14 protein-coding genes are annotated in these 14,933 nt (G+C 71.7%); 7 read left to right on the top strand and 7 right to left on the bottom strand.

Annotation, left to right across the window (positions count from 1 at the left end; translation table 11 throughout):
- The first annotated feature begins 65 nt into the window (after positions 1-65).
- The 3 genes from ACGH2B_RS13965 to ACGH2B_RS13955 all read left to right on the top strand — a co-directional run bounded on the left by ACGH2B_RS13965 (position 66) and on the right by ACGH2B_RS13955 (position 2,983).
- A complete protein-coding gene (locus ACGH2B_RS13965; RefSeq protein ID WP_399088556.1) occupies positions 66-1,022 on the top strand; it encodes a hypothetical protein in 957 nt (318 codons plus the stop codon).
- 145 nt (positions 1,023-1,167) lie between these two features.
- A complete protein-coding gene (locus ACGH2B_RS13960) occupies positions 1,168-2,214 on the top strand; it encodes an XRE family transcriptional regulator (RefSeq protein WP_399088554.1) in 1,047 nt (348 codons plus the stop codon).
- A gap of 106 nt (positions 2,215-2,320) precedes the next feature.
- Positions 2,321-2,983 (top strand): hypothetical protein, encoded by a 663-nt coding sequence (locus ACGH2B_RS13955; RefSeq protein ID WP_399088552.1) that lies wholly within the window; start codon positions 2,321-2,323, stop codon positions 2,981-2,983.
- Between the two features lie 53 nt (positions 2,984-3,036).
- Here the strand turns inward: ACGH2B_RS13955 and ACGH2B_RS13950 are convergent, their stop codons facing one another.
- Positions 3,037-4,845: an NHL domain-containing thioredoxin family protein gene (locus tag ACGH2B_RS13950; protein WP_399088550.1), complete on the bottom strand. Its 1,809-nt coding sequence runs from the start codon at positions 4,843-4,845 to the stop codon at positions 3,037-3,039.
- 64 nt (positions 4,846-4,909) lie between these two features.
- On the opposite strand from ACGH2B_RS13950, the gene ACGH2B_RS13945 reads away from it, so the two are divergent.
- Together ACGH2B_RS13945 and ACGH2B_RS13940 are read left to right on the top strand one after the other, a co-directional pair.
- Positions 4,910-5,440, top strand: coding sequence for an LURP-one-related/scramblase family protein (locus ACGH2B_RS13945; RefSeq protein ID WP_399088548.1), 531 nt, complete (start codon positions 4,910-4,912; stop codon positions 5,438-5,440).
- A gap of 285 nt (positions 5,441-5,725) precedes the next feature.
- On the top strand, positions 5,726-6,550 hold the full coding sequence (locus ACGH2B_RS13940; RefSeq protein ID WP_399088546.1) for a maleylpyruvate isomerase family mycothiol-dependent enzyme: 825 nt from the start codon (positions 5,726-5,728) through the stop codon (positions 6,548-6,550).
- A 158-nt stretch (positions 6,551-6,708) separates the two neighbouring features.
- Here the strand turns inward: ACGH2B_RS13940 and ACGH2B_RS13935 are convergent, their stop codons facing one another.
- The 3 genes from ACGH2B_RS13935 to ACGH2B_RS13925 all read right to left on the bottom strand — a co-directional run bounded on the left by ACGH2B_RS13935 (position 6,709) and on the right by ACGH2B_RS13925 (position 9,711).
- Positions 6,709-8,025, bottom strand: coding sequence for a nitrate/nitrite transporter (locus ACGH2B_RS13935; RefSeq protein ID WP_399088544.1), 1,317 nt, complete (start codon positions 8,023-8,025; stop codon positions 6,709-6,711).
- Positions 8,022-8,714, bottom strand: coding sequence for a GntR family transcriptional regulator (locus ACGH2B_RS13930; protein ID WP_399088542.1), 693 nt, complete (start codon positions 8,712-8,714; stop codon positions 8,022-8,024). The genes ACGH2B_RS13935 and ACGH2B_RS13930 overlap by 4 nt, the downstream gene beginning before the upstream one ends.
- 157 nt (positions 8,715-8,871) lie before the next feature.
- Positions 8,872-9,711, bottom strand: coding sequence for a GNAT family N-acetyltransferase (locus ACGH2B_RS13925; RefSeq protein ID WP_399088540.1), 840 nt, complete (start codon positions 9,709-9,711; stop codon positions 8,872-8,874).
- 297 nt (positions 9,712-10,008) lie between these two features.
- On the opposite strand from ACGH2B_RS13925, the gene ACGH2B_RS13920 reads away from it, so the two are divergent.
- Complete coding sequence (locus tag ACGH2B_RS13920; RefSeq protein ID WP_399088538.1) at positions 10,009-10,185, top strand: hypothetical protein; 177 nt, start codon at positions 10,009-10,011, stop codon at positions 10,183-10,185.
- A 96-nt stretch (positions 10,186-10,281) separates the two neighbouring features.
- On the opposite strand, the gene ACGH2B_RS13915 is transcribed toward ACGH2B_RS13920, so the two are convergent.
- Genes ACGH2B_RS13915 through pdhA form a run of 3 tightly spaced genes read right to left on the bottom strand, consistent with a single transcriptional unit; the run spans position 10,282 to position 13,934 of the window.
- Positions 10,282-11,736 (bottom strand): dihydrolipoamide acetyltransferase family protein, encoded by a 1,455-nt coding sequence (locus tag ACGH2B_RS13915; protein WP_399088536.1) that lies wholly within the window; start codon positions 11,734-11,736, stop codon positions 10,282-10,284.
- 22 nt (positions 11,737-11,758) lie between these two features.
- Positions 11,759-12,742, bottom strand: a complete 984-nt coding sequence (locus ACGH2B_RS13910) for an alpha-ketoacid dehydrogenase subunit beta (protein ID WP_399088534.1) — start codon at positions 12,740-12,742, stop codon at positions 11,759-11,761.
- 1 nt (position 12,743) lies between these two features.
- Positions 12,744-13,934, bottom strand: coding sequence for a pyruvate dehydrogenase (acetyl-transferring) E1 component subunit alpha (gene pdhA / locus ACGH2B_RS13905; RefSeq protein WP_399088532.1), 1,191 nt, complete (start codon positions 13,932-13,934; stop codon positions 12,744-12,746).
- A gap of 327 nt (positions 13,935-14,261) precedes the next feature.
- Here pdhA and ACGH2B_RS13900 point away from each other — a divergent pair, with 327 nt between their 5' ends.
- Entirely contained in the window at positions 14,262-14,918 is a 657-nt protein-coding gene (locus tag ACGH2B_RS13900) for a response regulator (protein ID WP_399088530.1), read from the top strand.
- Positions 14,919-14,933 lie beyond the last annotated feature (15 nt).

The following is a 14,933-nucleotide window of genomic DNA, read 5'->3' as shown; positions in this document are numbered from 1 at the left end:
CGCCCCGACGGGCCGGGCGCCGCGGCGGCACACACGGCGACGGACGGCACAGAAGGGGACAGCGGATGCGCGGCCACGGCGGCACGGACACGGCGTACGGCACCACCCCCGCGGGCACCGGCGGACAGGGAGCGGCGGACGACGGAACGGCGGCGTCCACGAGGTGGGCCGGGCGGCGGATGCTGCGGCGGGTGGTGCCCGTGCTCGCGGCAGCCGGTCTGGGCGTCACCGGTTTCGCGGGGGTGGCGCACGGCCGGTCGGCGACCGCGCCGGGCCCGGCCGCCGACCGGGCGCAGGCGGCCACGGCGACCTTCCCGACCTGGGGCACCCGCTGGGTGGTGCACGCCTCGGCCGACACCGCCTCCCCCGCCGTCGGCATGATCAACAAGACCGCCGCCGGACAGGACCGGATCACCGCCGACTACCAGGTGGACACCGGCCGCAGGGTCTGCGAAGGCGATGCCTGCTCCTCGTACATGGCGCATGTGACCGGGCCGGTCGAGGGCTTCCTCACCGTCGTCGCGGTGGCGATACCCGAGGACCGGCTGCCGGGCATACCCGTCAAGGACGGCCCGCCGCCGCAGCAGCCGAGCGCCTCCCGCGAGGAGACGCTGCGGCGCGCGGCGACCTGGCTCACCGCGAACGGCGGTGCGCAGGTCCCGTACAGCCAGACCGCGTACTGGAAGGACGGCTACCGGCAGGACTGCTCGGGCTATGTGTCGATGGCGCTGGGGCTGCCCACGCCGGGGACCAACACGGTCGGGCTGGCGACCGACCGTTCGCTGACCCGCCCGATCTCCCTCGGTGAGCTGACCCCCGGTGACCTGCTGATCGACGCGGACGGCACCAGTGACACCCGCCATGCCGTGATCTTCGAGAAGTGGAACGACGCGGCGCACAGCTCCTACACCGCGTACGAGCAACGCGGCGACCACGGGACCGACCACCGGAGCCTGACGTACGGGCTGCCGGACGGCGACCCCGAGTTCAAGCCCTACCGACCGGTGGTCTTCGGCGACTGAGCGGCGTCCGGGGCGCCCGTAGGGGGCGCACGGGTGCGTGTACTTCACGGTTCGGTCCGGATCCGGTCCGGATCGTGTCACGAGGGGCACTTCCGTCACAGGGGAGCGGAAGTGCCCCTCGCACGCGTACCGCCGCTGTGCTGGAATGCAGGGCGTGCCTGGCCACCAGAACCACGCCGCGAACGCCCGCCGCAAACCGCTCGCCCCGCTGCCCGCCGATCTCACCGGACCCGTACGGGACTTCGTCACGGCACTGCGGCGCATGCACGGCGAACTGGGCTACAGCCTCAAGGAAATGGAATCCCGGCTCCCGGCCAGCCGCTCCTCGCTCTCCCGGTATCTGCGGGGCCAGAGCCTGCCGGACGAACGGCTGCTGGTGCAGTGGTGCAAGCTCTCCTTCACCGGGGAGGACCGGCTGCCCGCCCTCGTCGCCCTGCTGCACGCCGCCTGCGCGGCGCAGGAGTCGGCGGGCGCGGCGGAAGAACCGCCCGGCGGTACGGAGGGGGCCGCGGGGGACGAAGGGGCCGGAGTGACCACCGTCGCCCGTATCCCGGCGCAGTCCCCGGCGCTCCGCGGGAACAGCGCACCGGATGCCCCCGCGACCGACGGGCCCACCGCGCCCGCCGTGGTCACCCCCGCCGCCGTGACCCCGTACCCGGGCGGGCCCATGGCCGTGCCGGGGCCCCGGACCGACCCGCCGGGCCCGGCTGCCGTACCGGGGACGCCCGCCGTACCGGCCGCCGGCCGCCCGCGATGGCCGCGCCCGCTGCTCATCGGGCTCGGCGCCGCCGTCGCCGTCGCCGCCGGGCTCACCGCCCTCGGACTCACCGGCGGCGCCAAGGATTCCGGTACGGCGGAGGGCGGGACGGAGTCCGGCGCGGGCGCCACCGTCACCGTCTTCAACGTCGAACGGGCCTGCCGCGAGAGCCGCGGCCCGGACTGCGGACTCGGACTGGCCCGCGACCCGTACGAGACCTACCGCCGCCCCAACGTCGTCGGCCACGTCTGGCACGACGACACCCTGCACGCCCGGTGCCGGATCGCCGATGGCGTCTCCGTCACCGACGAGGCCGGCGGGCACAGCAGCATCTGGCTGCGCGTCGACCACGACGGCGGTCAGGCGTGGGTGCCCGGCATCCGCATCCGTCCGGAACAACTGCAGAACACCGATCTACCGGTGTGCCGGCACTGATCCGGATCCCCGTCCACCGGCCCTGGCGCGTCGGGCGCGAATCGATATCGTGGCGGTGCCATGACACAGACAGCTCGCTGAACGCAGCAACCACTGGGGGAACCTCATGACCGCACACCGCTCACGCCGCCGTTCCGTCACCTACGCGACGCTGGCCGCAGCGCTCTGCGGCACGCTCGCGCTGACGGGCTGCACCCACTCGAAGTCCTCCAAGTCGCGGAAGCACTCGTCCTCCTCGACGTACAAGGACAAGAAGAAGAAGCACCGCCTCATCGGTGGCGGGGCGGGCGCGGCGGGCGCCGGCGCGGCGGCCCACCGCGCCCGCCCCTCCGACTGCTCGGGAGGGCCCTCCAGCCTGGAGGCCGCGACGAGCACCAAGCCGTCCGTGATGATCCTGACCTACCACAACAAGCTCAGCCGTCCCTGCATCCTGCACGGTGCCCCCAAGGTGACCCTGGACGACTCCAAGACGCCGCTGGGCTTCCTGGAGGGCGACCCCGGCGACTCGCTCATCGGCCGCCAGATCACCGTCCAGGCCAACCGCGACGCGTACGCGCTGATCCCCACCAACACGGCCGCCACGAAGGGCACCAAGCCCCTCAAGAAGGTGTGGATCTCCCTCACCGACAACCGCGGCGTGGACAGCCGGGGCGTCACGGGCTACACGTTCTCGAAGTACACGCCGAACTACGCCACCCAGCAGGCGAAGGTCGGCAACTGGTACACCAGCCTCCCCGAGGCGCGCGTCAAGGCACACGTCGAACGCTGAGCCGCGGCCGGTGACCGGGACGGGCCCCGCGCCCCCGGTCACCGGCCCCGCCGTCAGTCCTCCGCGTCCAGCCCGGCGAGCACCAGGCCCAGCCGGGCCCGCCCGCCGTCGGTGACCCGCACCGGCACGCCCCAGTCCTGCTGGTGCACATGGCAGGCCGGGTACTCGATCGCCGGGTCGTCGTCGCAGGACGCGGCCATCGCCGAGACGTGCAGCACGCCCTCGGTGACGCCGTCGGCCAGCGTCAGCTCCCGGGTGAGGTCGGTGCCCACACCCTCGCCCGCGGCCAGCAGCTCCGGCGGGGTGGCGCTCACCAGCAGCCGGGTCGACGGGCCGTAGCGGGTGTCCAGCTTCTGCCCGGCCGGTGCCTGGAAGACGATGTCGAGACGGAGCGCGCCGGGCGCCACCTCCGTCGCCGCGCGCTGTGTGCGGTGCGCGACCGCCGCGACCCGGACCGCCTCCTCGGGCAGCCGCAGCCGGGTCAGCCGGTGCCGTGCCGACTCCACCACCACGATGTCGTCGTCGACGAGCACCGCGCCGGACGGCTCCCGCAGATCCGTCGCGAGGGTCGTCACCTCGCCGCTCTCCGGGTCGAAGCGGCGCAGCGCGTGGTTGTAGGTGTCGGCGACGGCGACCGAACCGTCCGGCAGTGCGGTGACGCCCAGCGGGTGCTGGAGCAGCGCCTGCTCCGCCGCGCCGTCGCGGTGCCCGAAGTCGAACAGCCCGGTGCCGACGGCCGTCCGCACCGTGTACCCGCCGTCGTCCGCCCGCTCCACCCAGCGCACCGCGCTGGTCTCCGAGTCGGCGATCCACAGCCGGTCACCGCCGGCCGCGAGCCCGGACGGCTGCGCGAACCACGCCTCGGCGGCCGGACCGTCGACCAGCCCCTCGTTGGTGGTGCCCGCGACCGCTTCGACGGTGCCGGTCGCCGGGTCGTACGTCCACAGTTGGTGGACGCCGGCCATCGCGATCCACAGGCGCTCCTGCCACCAGGCGAGGTCCCACGGTGAGGAGAGGTCGGTCTCCAGGGCGGGGCCGGCGGCGGGCGAGCCCTGCCACCACTGGCGGCCGGTCCCGGCGACCGTCGTCACCGTGCCGGTCTCCGGGTCGAGGACGCGCAGCGCGTGGTTGACGGTGTCGGCGACGGCGACCGTGCCGTCGGGCAGCAGCGCCAGGCCCTGCGGTTCGTTGAAGGTGCCGGGGCCGAAACCGCGCTCGCCGGTGCCGATCCGGCGGACCACCCGCTCGCCGTCCGGCGCCAGCTCCACGAGCTGATGACGGGTGGTGTCCGAGACGAGGAGGTTGCCGGACGGCAGCCGTACGGCCTTGCCGGGGAAACGGAGATCGGTGGCGACCGGCTCCGGCGGAACGTACGGGCCGTCGCCGCGCCGCAGCGTGCCCTTGGCGGTGTGCTCCGCGATCAGCTCCTCGACCAGCGTCGCGAGGGCGTGGGCGTGGCCCTCACCGGCGTGCTGGGCGACGACGTACCCCTCGGGGTCGATGACGACGAGGGTGGGCCAGGCGCGGACCGCGTACTGCTTCCAGGTGGCCAGCTCCGGGTCGTCGAGGACCGGGTGCTCGACGCCGTACCGCTCGACGGCGTCGACGACCGCCTGGTGTTCGGCCTCGTGCACGAACTTGGGGGAGTGCACGCCGACGATCACGACGGTGTCGCGGTGGCGTTCCTCCAGCTCGCGCAGCTCGTCGAGAACGTGCAGACAGTTCACACAGCAGAAGGTCCAGAAGTCGAGGACGACGATGCGTCCCCGCAGATCGGCGAGGGACAGTTCCTTGTCGCCAGTGTTCAGCCAGCCGCCCTTGCCGATCAGCTCGGGGGCCCTGACGCGCGCACGTGAAGCCATGACCCCATTCAACGTCACCCACCTGACCACGCATTCCGCCGGGGCGGTGGGGAACACGTGAGCAATGCAGCCATTCACCGGGGGCCACGCCCCGTCCTTGCGCACCTACCTCGTCCGCGACCGGATCTTCGGGATCGGTGACGACTACTGGATCGACGACGAACACGGTCACCACGCCTTCCTCGTCGACGGCAAGGCCCTGCGGCTGCGGGAGACCTTCGAGCTGAAGGGCACCGACGGCCGGGTGCTGATCACCCTGCGCAAGAAGGTGCTGAGCCTGCGCGATGCGATGACCATCGAGCGGGACGACCGGCCGCTCGCCACCATCCGCCGCAAACGCCTGTCGCTGCTGCGCAACCACTACCGCGTGGAGCTGGTCGACGGCACCGAACTGGACGTCAGCGGCAAGATCCTGGACCGCGAGTTCGCCGTCGAGTACGAGGGCGAACTGCTCGCCGAGATCTCCCGCCGCTGGCTGACGCTGCGCGACACCTACGGCATCAAGGTCGTCCGTGAGGACGCCGACCCGGCGCTGCTGATCGGGGTGGCGGTCTGCGTGATCCGCATGGCGGAGCGGGAACGGGACGACGACTGACGGCGAAGGTCCGCCGTATGCGGACGGCTCTGTGCGCGGCGGCCGAAGCGCCGCCGGTCCGTTGGGAATTGCCCGGTTCGCGCCCTGTTCGGCGGCCGGTCCGGACACCCCCTGCGACGGCCGGATCACAGGGGCGGGGCACAGTACCACCGCCGGGGCCGGAAAGCCTGGATGCCACGGGAAATCTGCCTACGATGGTCACCCGAAAGCACTGCCGGGGTGCCCGTGCGCAGCGTAACTTAACTGCCAGACAGCAGCCCGCGTACGAATCGTCCGAGGGGTCACGTGACCGTCCATCCCAGCCTTCAGTCCTCCATCGATGCCTGGACTCACTCCATAGAAGCGGTAACCGAGCTGGTGACACCGCTCGCCGAGGGGGAGTGGAGCAGGGCGACGGACCTGCCGGGGTGGTCGGTCCGCGATGTGGTCTCGCACATCATCGGCCTGGAGTGCGAGATGCTCGGCGACCCGCGCCCGATCCACTCGCTGCCGCGCGACCTCTACCACGTACGCAGCGAGTCGGCCCGTCGGATGGAGGTGCAGGTCGACGTCCGCCGGCACCACACCGCCCCGGAGATGGTCTCCGAGCTGGAGTACACCGTCATCCGCCGCTCGCGGCAGCTCCGCAACGAGACCCGGCAACCGGACGCGCTGGTGCGCAGCCCGTTCGACGAGGACCGCACGCTGGACTTCGTACTCCAGTTGCGCGCGTTCGACGTCTGGGTGCACGAGCAGGACCTGCGCCGGGCGCTGGGCCGACCGGGCAATCTCGATGCCCCCGGCGCGCATATCGCCCGGGACCTGCTGGTCAAGACGCTGCCGGTCGTCGTCGCCAAGAAGGCGCAGGCGCCCGCCGGTTCGGCGGTGGTCTTCGATGTCACCGGCCCGGTGGAGTTCATGCGGACGGTCCGGGTGGACGCCGAGGGCCACGGCACCGTCGACGGCAGCGTCTCGCTCGGCCCGACCGTGACCTTCGCCCTGGACTGGGACGTCTTCGCCCGGCTGGCCTGCGGCCGGTCCCGCCCGCGGGCCGTCGCGGACCAGATCAAGATCGATGGTGACCAGGAGCTGGCCACGGCGATCCTGGAGAACTTCGCCGTCACCCCGTAGCGGACGGCAGACGGAGACAGCCGCGGTGTTTCACGTGAAACGCCGCGGCTGTTTCACGTGAAACGCGGGCCCGCGCCCATACGGCCAACCCCCCTTCTCCGTAAGGGCGTTACGGAGAAGGGGGGCAGCGGGATCACAGTCCGGCGGCATACCGGCGGTCAGGCGGGAACGTGCACCGCCTCGACGCGGCTGACGCTCTGCCGCTCCCGCTCACGGAGCGCCGCCCGGCGACGGAGCCGCAGGATCTGCGAGATACCGAGCGCCTCCAGCACGAAGACCGAGGTGAACGCCACCCGGTAGTTGTCGCCGGTCGCGTCCAGCAGCACACCGACGGCGAGCAGCGTCGTCATCGAGGCCATGAAGCCGCCCATGTTGACGATGCCGGAGGCGGTGCCCTGGCGCTCCGGCGGGTTGGCCGGGCGGGCGAAGTCGAAGCCGATCATCGACGCGGGACCGCAGGCGCCGAGCACCAGGCAGAGCACCACCAGCAGCGGCATCGGCGCGTGCGGACCGGGCCAGTAGAGGGTGATGGCCCAGAACGCGGCGGTGACGCCGGTGGTGCCCAGCGCCAGCGGCAGCCGGGCCGCGTGGTGGCGGGCGATGATCTGGCCGTAGATCAGGCCGATCACCATGTTGGAGAGGACGATCAAGGTCAGCAGGCTTCCCGCGGTGGCCCGGGACAGGCCCTGCGCCTCGACGAGGTAGGGCAGCCCCCACAGCAGCAGGAAGAACATCGCGGGGAACTGCGTGGTGAAGTGGACCCACATGCCCAGCCGGGTGCCGGGTTCGCGCCAGGCGTCCGCGATCTGCCGGCGCACGAACGCGGCACCGGTGTGCGTGGTGGGCGCGGGCGCCGGGGCGAAGCCCTCGGGGTGGTCCTTGAGGAAGGCCAGCAGCAGAACGAGGACGACGACACCGCCCACCGCGCTGCCCGCGAAGGTGGCCGTCCAGCCGAGGGTGTGCAGCAGCCGGGCGAGCACCAGCGTGGAGATGAGGTTGCCCGCCATACCGACCAACGCGGCGATCTGCGCGACCATCGGCCCGCGCCGGGCCGGGAACCAGCGGGAGCCCAGCCGCAGCACGCTGATGAAGGTCATCGCATCACCGCAGCCGAGCAGCGCCCGCGAGCCGAGCGCCATGGCGTACGAACCGGAGAGCGCGAAGCCGAACTGGCCGACGGTGTAGAGAACGACGCCGAGGGCCAGCACCTTCTTGGCGCCGAGCCGGTCCACGAGCAGGCCGACGGGTATCTGCATGCCCGCGTAGACCAGCAACTGGAGGATCGAGAAGGTGGAGAGCGCCGAGGCGTTGATGTGGAAGCGGTCGGCGGCGTCCAGACCGGCGACGCCCAGGCTGGTGCGGTAGGTGACCGCGACGAAGTAGACGGCGACGCCGATGCCCCAGACGGCCACGGCGCGGGCGCCGCCGGGCGGGTCGCCGGGCAGGGCCCGTGCCGTGGTGGTGCCCTCGCTCATCGGACGTCTCCCTGCGCGAGGTTGCGGACCCAACTGACGTGGCGGTGCACGGCGGCGGTGGCCGCCTCGGCATCACCGGTGCGCAGCGCCTCCAGGATCTCGGCGTGCTCGGCGACGTTCTTGGCGATGCGGTCCGGGTGGGCGTGCATCACCGCCACGCCCATACGTAGCTGCCGGTCGCGCAGCTGCTCGTAGAGGCGGTTGAGGATCTGGTTGCCGGTGTTTCGCACCAGGGCGGCGTGGAAGCAGCGGTCGGCGACGGAGACCGCCGCCAGGTCGCCCGCCGCGGACCGCTCCCGCATGGTGCGGAGGTGTCCGGCCAGTTCGTCGAGGAGCGCCTCGGACGCCGGGACGGCCCTGGCCGCGGCGTACTGCTCCACCAACAGCCGGGTCTCGACGACGTCGGCGATCTCCTGTGCGGAGACCGGCAGCACCAGCGCGCCCTTCTTCGGGTAGAGCTTGATCAGCCCTTCCACCTCCAGGCGGAGCAGCGCCTCGCGCACCGGCGTCCGCGACACCCCGACCGCCTCGGCCAGCTCGCCCTCGGTGAGCAGCATCCCGCCTTCGTAGCGGCGCTGGAGCACGGCGTCCTTGACGTGGGTGTAGACGCGTTCGGCGGCGGGTGGCTGCTTGGCGTGGGGAGTCCCGGCGGACTGCCGGCCGGGGGCGGCGGGTGAGGCAGATGGCATGCGCACAGGATAGATACAACAGGTATGCATGCGGGGGGGCTTCCACGATGCGGACACCCGGTGTCCGGGAACGAGGCCGGAACAAAGCCGGGGCCGGGATCGAATCCGCAGGTCAGAGCCGTGCGTACCCGTCCCGGCCCCGGTCGGCCGCGGTCCGTCAGCCCGCCATCAGTCCCTGGGCCACCAGCCGGTCGACGACCTGACCGTGGGCCGGGGCACAGCGCTCGCGCGCCTGGGCACGGTCGAACCAGGCGTACTCGGCGATCTCCCGGCCGGGAGACGGCTCGATGTCCTGCGGACCGCCCGTGAAGCAGGTCATGTGCAGCCGGCGGCCACCCTGCCCGTGGGCCACGTCATGGATGACGAACGCCTCGGTCAGCTCCGCGGCCGGGACCGTCAGGCCCAGCTCCTCCGCCAGCTCCCTCGACAGCGCCTCCGGGGCGGTCTCCCCGTCCTCGTACTTGCCGCCGGGCAGGTAGAACGTGTCGTTGCCGCGGGTGCGCACGCTGAGCAGCCGGCCCTCGCGCACATGCAGCCAGGACACCGACCGCAGCGGCGCGACGCGGTCCAGGGCGATCAGGGTCTCGCCCGTCTCCTCGTCGGGCCGACGGGAGCGCTCGGTGAAGCCGAGGTGGTCGTAGAAGCGGCGGGCGCGGTCGTTGCGCGCGAAGACCTCCAAGGTCAGCGCGCCGTGCAGCGTCGCGGCGTGCTCGATCAGCGCCCGGCCCGTGCCGCGGCCCTGTGCCGCCGGATCGACGAACAGCCCGCCGACCTCCGCGCCCATGAGCCCCAGCAGCCCGACGACGACGCCGTCCCGCTCGGCGACCCAGTTGTCCGCCTGGACGAGGTACACCTCCCGGAGCCTGCGGGCGCGCTCGCCGCCGCCCTCCCCCGGGAGGAAGGGGTGGGCCTGGCGGACGGCGCGGGACCACAGGTCGACGACGGTGTCCTCGTCGGTTTCCCGGTAACGCCGGATCTTCACCTCACTGCTGCTCATGGAAGCGAAGCTAAACACCGCCCTGGCCTGCGGCAAATCCTTTCCGGCACCCGCCGCGCGACCCCGCGCACCGGCCTCGCGGCCACCCCGGACGCCCACCGGCCGCACGGGTCGGCCGAGACTGCCGCGCCCCACCGCCGGAGGCGCTCTCCGACCGCCGGTCCTCCGGAAGTGCGGGGCCGGGTCCCTCTCAGGTTGTAGCTGATCCCGTACCTGACGCGTACGGACGGGGCGGAAATCCATGGGTGAATGGAGGCATGACGCCGGGAAGGTTCCGGCACCCGAGGGGGAGAAGCCATGCAGACCAGGACGAACACCGCCCGCCGCGCCCGGACCACCGCCGTGGTGGTGCTGATCGCCGCCGCCGTCTGGGCGGGCACCACGGTGGTCCGCAACGCCTCGCACGCGGACACCTCCGCGCCGACCGGTCCGGTCGCCCATCTCCGGAACGTCGTCGACCTCATCCGCGGCTGAGACGCGCGGCCGGACGGCCGACGCGTCACGGCACACACCGCACAACGGCCGGCCACCGCAGAAGCGGTGACCGGCCGTTCGCCGTGCGCTACCGGGTCAGCCCCAGGTGATCAGCCGCTTCGGCTTCTCCAGGACGCCCGCGATATCGGCGAGGAGCTTCGAGCCCAGCTCGCCGTCGATCAGCCGGTGGTCGAACGAGAGCGCCAGCGTGGTGACCTGACGGGGCTTGACCTTCCCCTTGTGGACCCACGGCTGGAGCTTGACCGCGCCGAAGGCGAGGATCGCCGACTCCCCCGGGTTGAGGATCGGCGTACCGGTGTCGACGCCGAAGACGCCGACGTTGGTGATCGTGACGGTCCCGCCGGACATGGCAGCCGGTGAGGTCTTGCCCTCGCGGGCGGTCGCCACCAGCTCGCCCAGCGCCTCGGCGAGCTGCGGCAGCGTCTTGGCGCCCGCGTCCTTGATGTTCGGGACGATCAGCCCGCGCGGAGTGGCCGCGGCGATCCCCAGGTTCACCTCGTGCTTCTGCACGATCTCCTGGTTCGCCTCGTCCCAGGACGCGTTGACCTCCGGGTGCCGCTTGAGAGCGACGAGGAACGCCTTCGCGACGAAGAGCAGCGGGTTGACGCGCAGCCCCGCCATGTCCGGGTCCTGCTTCAGCTCCTGGACGAGCTTCATCGTGCGGGTCACATCGACGGTGATGAACTCCGTGACGTGCGGCGCGGTGAAGGCCGACGCCACCATCGCCTGCGCGGTGGCCTTACGGACGCCCTTGACCGGAATCCGGGTCTCCCCGGCCGACGGCGCGGCGGACACCTCGGGAGCGGGTGCGGCCTCCGGCACCGTTTCACGTGAAACAGGCGCCGCGGCGGCCGCGGCGGCGTGCACGTCCTCGCGGGTGACGACCCCGTCGGCGCCGGTCGGCACCACCGTGGCCAGGTCGATACCGAGGTCCTTGGCGAGCTTGCGTACCGGCGGCTTGGCCAGCGGCCGGGGCGCGCCGGGAGCGGCCGGTGCGGACACGGCGGGAGCGGGAGCGGCCGGCGCCGGGACGGCCGCCGGTGCGGACACCGCGGACCGCCCGTTCAGCTCCGCCTGGAGTCCCGCGGTCACCGGCTCCGCCGCGGCCTGCGGCGCAGCCTTGCGCGGGCGCCGCTTCGTCGAGGACGGAGCGGCGCCGTAGCCGACGAGCACGGCCTGGCGGCCCTGCGGTTCCTCGGCCTCGGCGGGCGCCGGCGCGGCGGCCGGTGCGGCCGGGGCCGCCGCCTCCGCGGGGCCGGCGCCCGGGTCGGTGTCCACGGAGATGATGACGGTACCGACGTCGACGGTGGTGCCCTCGTCGAAGTTGAGCGTGTGCACCACCCCGTCGTAGGGGATGGGCAGTTCGACGGCGGCCTTGGCGGTCTCGACCTCGCAGACGACCTGGCCGTCGGTGACGGTGTCACCGGGCTGTACGTACCACTTGAGGATCTCGGCCTCGGTGAGTCCCTCGCCCACGTCGGGCATCTTGAACTCGCGGAAACGCTGCGCCGAGGCGGTGGTTGCAGTCATGGTCACGGCTCTCCTCTCCCCCTCAGTACGCCAGCGCGCGGTCGACGGCGTCGAGCACCCGGTCCAGGCCCGGCAGGTACTCGTCCTCCAGGCGGGACGGCGGGTACGGCGCGTGGAAACCGCCGACCCGCAGCACCGGGGCCTCCAGGTGGTAGAAGCAGCGTTCGGTGATCCGGGCGGCGATCTCGGCGCCGACGCCGAGGAAGACCGGCGCCTCGTGCACCAGGACCAGCCGGCGGGTCCGCTCGACCGACGCCTGGACGGTGTCGAAGTCGATGGGGGAGAGCGACCGCAGGTCGACGACCTCGATCGACTTGCCCTCCTCCGCCGCGACATTGGCGACGTCCTGGCAGACCTTCACCATCGGGCCGTACGCGGCGAGCGTGAGGTCCGAGCCGCTGCGGGCGATCCGGGCGGTGTGCAGCGGGTCCGGGATCGCCTCGGTGTCCAGGCGCGACTTGTCGTGGTAGCGGCGCTTGGGCTCGAAGTAGATGACCGGGTCGTCCCCGGCGATGGCCTGCTGCAGCATCCAGTAGGCGTCCGACGCGTTCGACGGCGTCACGCACTTCAACCCCGCGACGTGCGCGAACAGTGCCTCCGGCGACTCCGAGTGGTGCTCGACCGCGCCGATGCCGCCCGCGTACGGGATGCGGATGACGACGGGCACCTTGACCTTGCCCAACGCGCGGGCGTGCATCTTCGCGAGCTGGGTGACGATCTGGTCGTAGGCGGGGAAGACGAAGCCGTCGAACTGGATCTCGGCGACCGGGCGGTAGCCGCGCAGGGCCAGGCCGATCGCGGTGCCGATGATGCCGGACTCGGCGAGCGGGGTGTCGATCACCCGGTCCTCGCCGAAGTCCTTCTGGAGGCCGTCGGTGACGCGGAAGACGCCGCCGAGCTTGCCGACGTCCTCACCCATCACGAGGACCTTGGGGTCCGCCTCCATGGAGGCACGCAGCGAGGCGTTGATCGCCTTGGCGATGGTGATCTTCTCGTGGACGGCCATGTCAGTTCTCCTCCGCGGCGGCATCGGCGTCGGCGAACGACGCCTGGTACGCGGCGAACTGCGCGCGCTCCTCATCGACGAGCGCGTGCCCGTCCGCATAGACGTTCTCGAAGATCGCCATGGTGTCGGGGTCGGGCATCGCCCGGACGGCGTCCCGCACCCGCTTGCCCAGCGCCTCGCTCTCCTCCCCGACGGAGTGGAGATAGGCGTCGTCGACGAGCCCCTCGGCCTCCAGGTACCGGCGCAGCCGCAGGATCGGATCCTTCGCCTCCCAGGCGCGGGTCTCCTCGTCGGCGCGGTACTTCGTCGGGTCGTCGGAGGTGGTGTGGGCGCCCATCCGGTAGGTGAACGCCTCGACCAGCATCGGGCCCTGACCGGTGCGGGCGCGCTCCAGCGCCGCCCGGGTCACGGCCAGACAGGCCAGTACGTCATTGCCGTCGACGCGGACGCCGGGGAATCCGAAACCGCGGGCACGCTGATAGAGCGGGACGCGGGTCTGCCGCTCCGTCGGCTCGGAAATCGCCCACTGATTGTTCTGGCAGAAGAAAACCACCGGGGCGTTGTAGACCGCGGAGAAGGTGAACGACTCGGCGACATCTCCCTGGCTGGAGGCACCGTCACCGAAATAGGCGAGCACCGCGGAATCCGCGCCGTCCTTCTGCACCCCCATCGCATATCCGGTCGCGTGCAGCGTCTGCGAACCGATGACGATGGTGTAGAGGTGGAAGTTGTTGCTGTTCGGGTCCCAGCCGCCGTGGTTCACACCGCGGAACATGCCGAGGAGATTCGTCGGATCGACCCCGCGGCACCAGGCGACGCCGTGCTCACGGTAGGTCGGGAAGACGTAGTCGTCGTCGCGCAGGGCCCGCCCGGAGCCGATCTGCGCGGCCTCCTGGCCCAGCAGGGAGGCCCACAGGCCCAGTTCACCCTGGCGCTGGAGCGTGGTGGCCTCAGCGTCGAACTTCCGCGTCAGCACCATGTCGCGGTAGAGACCGCGCAGTTCCTCCGGCGACAGGTCGATCGCGTACTCCGGGTGCTCGACCCGCCGCCCTTCAGGGGTCAGCAGTTGTACGAGCTCGTCCTGCTCCGCCGGGCGGGCGGCCTTGTCCTTGGCCGGTGACGCCTTTTTGGCGGTGGTGCGCTTGCTGCCGCCGCGGGTGGTTTTCCGCTGGGCAGTGCCTTCCACGGTCACGTGCTGCTCCTCCGTCTGTCCGGCCCCCGGGGTCCGCCGGTGGCCGTATTGCGGCTCACCCGGTTCCGATACGGCGCACGGGGTGGGTGCGAACGCGGCCGGATCCGGGTGGAACAAAGCGCCCCGGAAGGTGGCCTGCCCGTCGCACGTTACCCATTGTCAAAGCCTAAGTGGAAACGGCCCTGACCTGCGATTTTGCTTGGATTTCCAAGTAAATCGCGAAAGCTGGGAACAACTCCTGGTCACAGCGTTGCAGGCCGCCGGGACACCGGCACGTTATATCGGTGACCTGGGGCACGGGAAGGGTCGATGTGTGAGACTGGAGCCGTGCACGAGGATGGAAAAATCACGGTATTCCTGCTCGACGATCACGAAGTGGTGCGGCGCGGCGTCCACGAAATGCTGTCGGGGGAACCGGACATCGAAGTCATCGGCGAGGCCGGCACCGCCGCAGATGCCCTGGTCAGGATCCCGGCCACCCGACCGGACGTCGCGGTGCTCGATGTCCGGCTACCGGACGGCAGCGGGGTCGAGGTCTGCCGCGAGATCCGTTCGCAGAACGAGGACATCAACTGCCTGATGCTGACGTCGTTCGCGGACGACGAAGCCCTTTTCGACGCGATCATGGCCGGTGCGGCCGGGTATGTCCTCAAGGCCATCCGGGGCAACGAACTCCTCGCCGCCGTACGGGACGTCGCCGCCGGCAAGTCCCTCCTCGACCCGGTGGCCACCGCGCAGGTCCTGGAGCGGCTGCGGGGCGGCGGCACCAAGGAGGACGACAAGCTGGCCTCCCTCACCGACCAGGAACGCCGGATCCTCGACCTCATCGGCGAGGGCCTGACCAACCGCGCCATCGGCGAGCGCCTCCACCTCGCCGAGAAGACCATCAAGAACTACGTCTCCAGCCTGCTCTCCAAGCTCGGCATGGAGCGCCGCTCCCAGGCCGCCGCCTACGTCGCCCGGCGCCAGGCCGAACGCCGCTGACGGCGCCCGCCGCGC

Source organism: Streptomyces sp. BBFR2, from assembly GCF_044497305.1.
Classification (GTDB): domain Bacteria; phylum Actinomycetota; class Actinomycetes; order Streptomycetales; family Streptomycetaceae; genus Streptomyces.
This window is presented reverse-complemented; position numbering and strand designations above follow the sequence as displayed.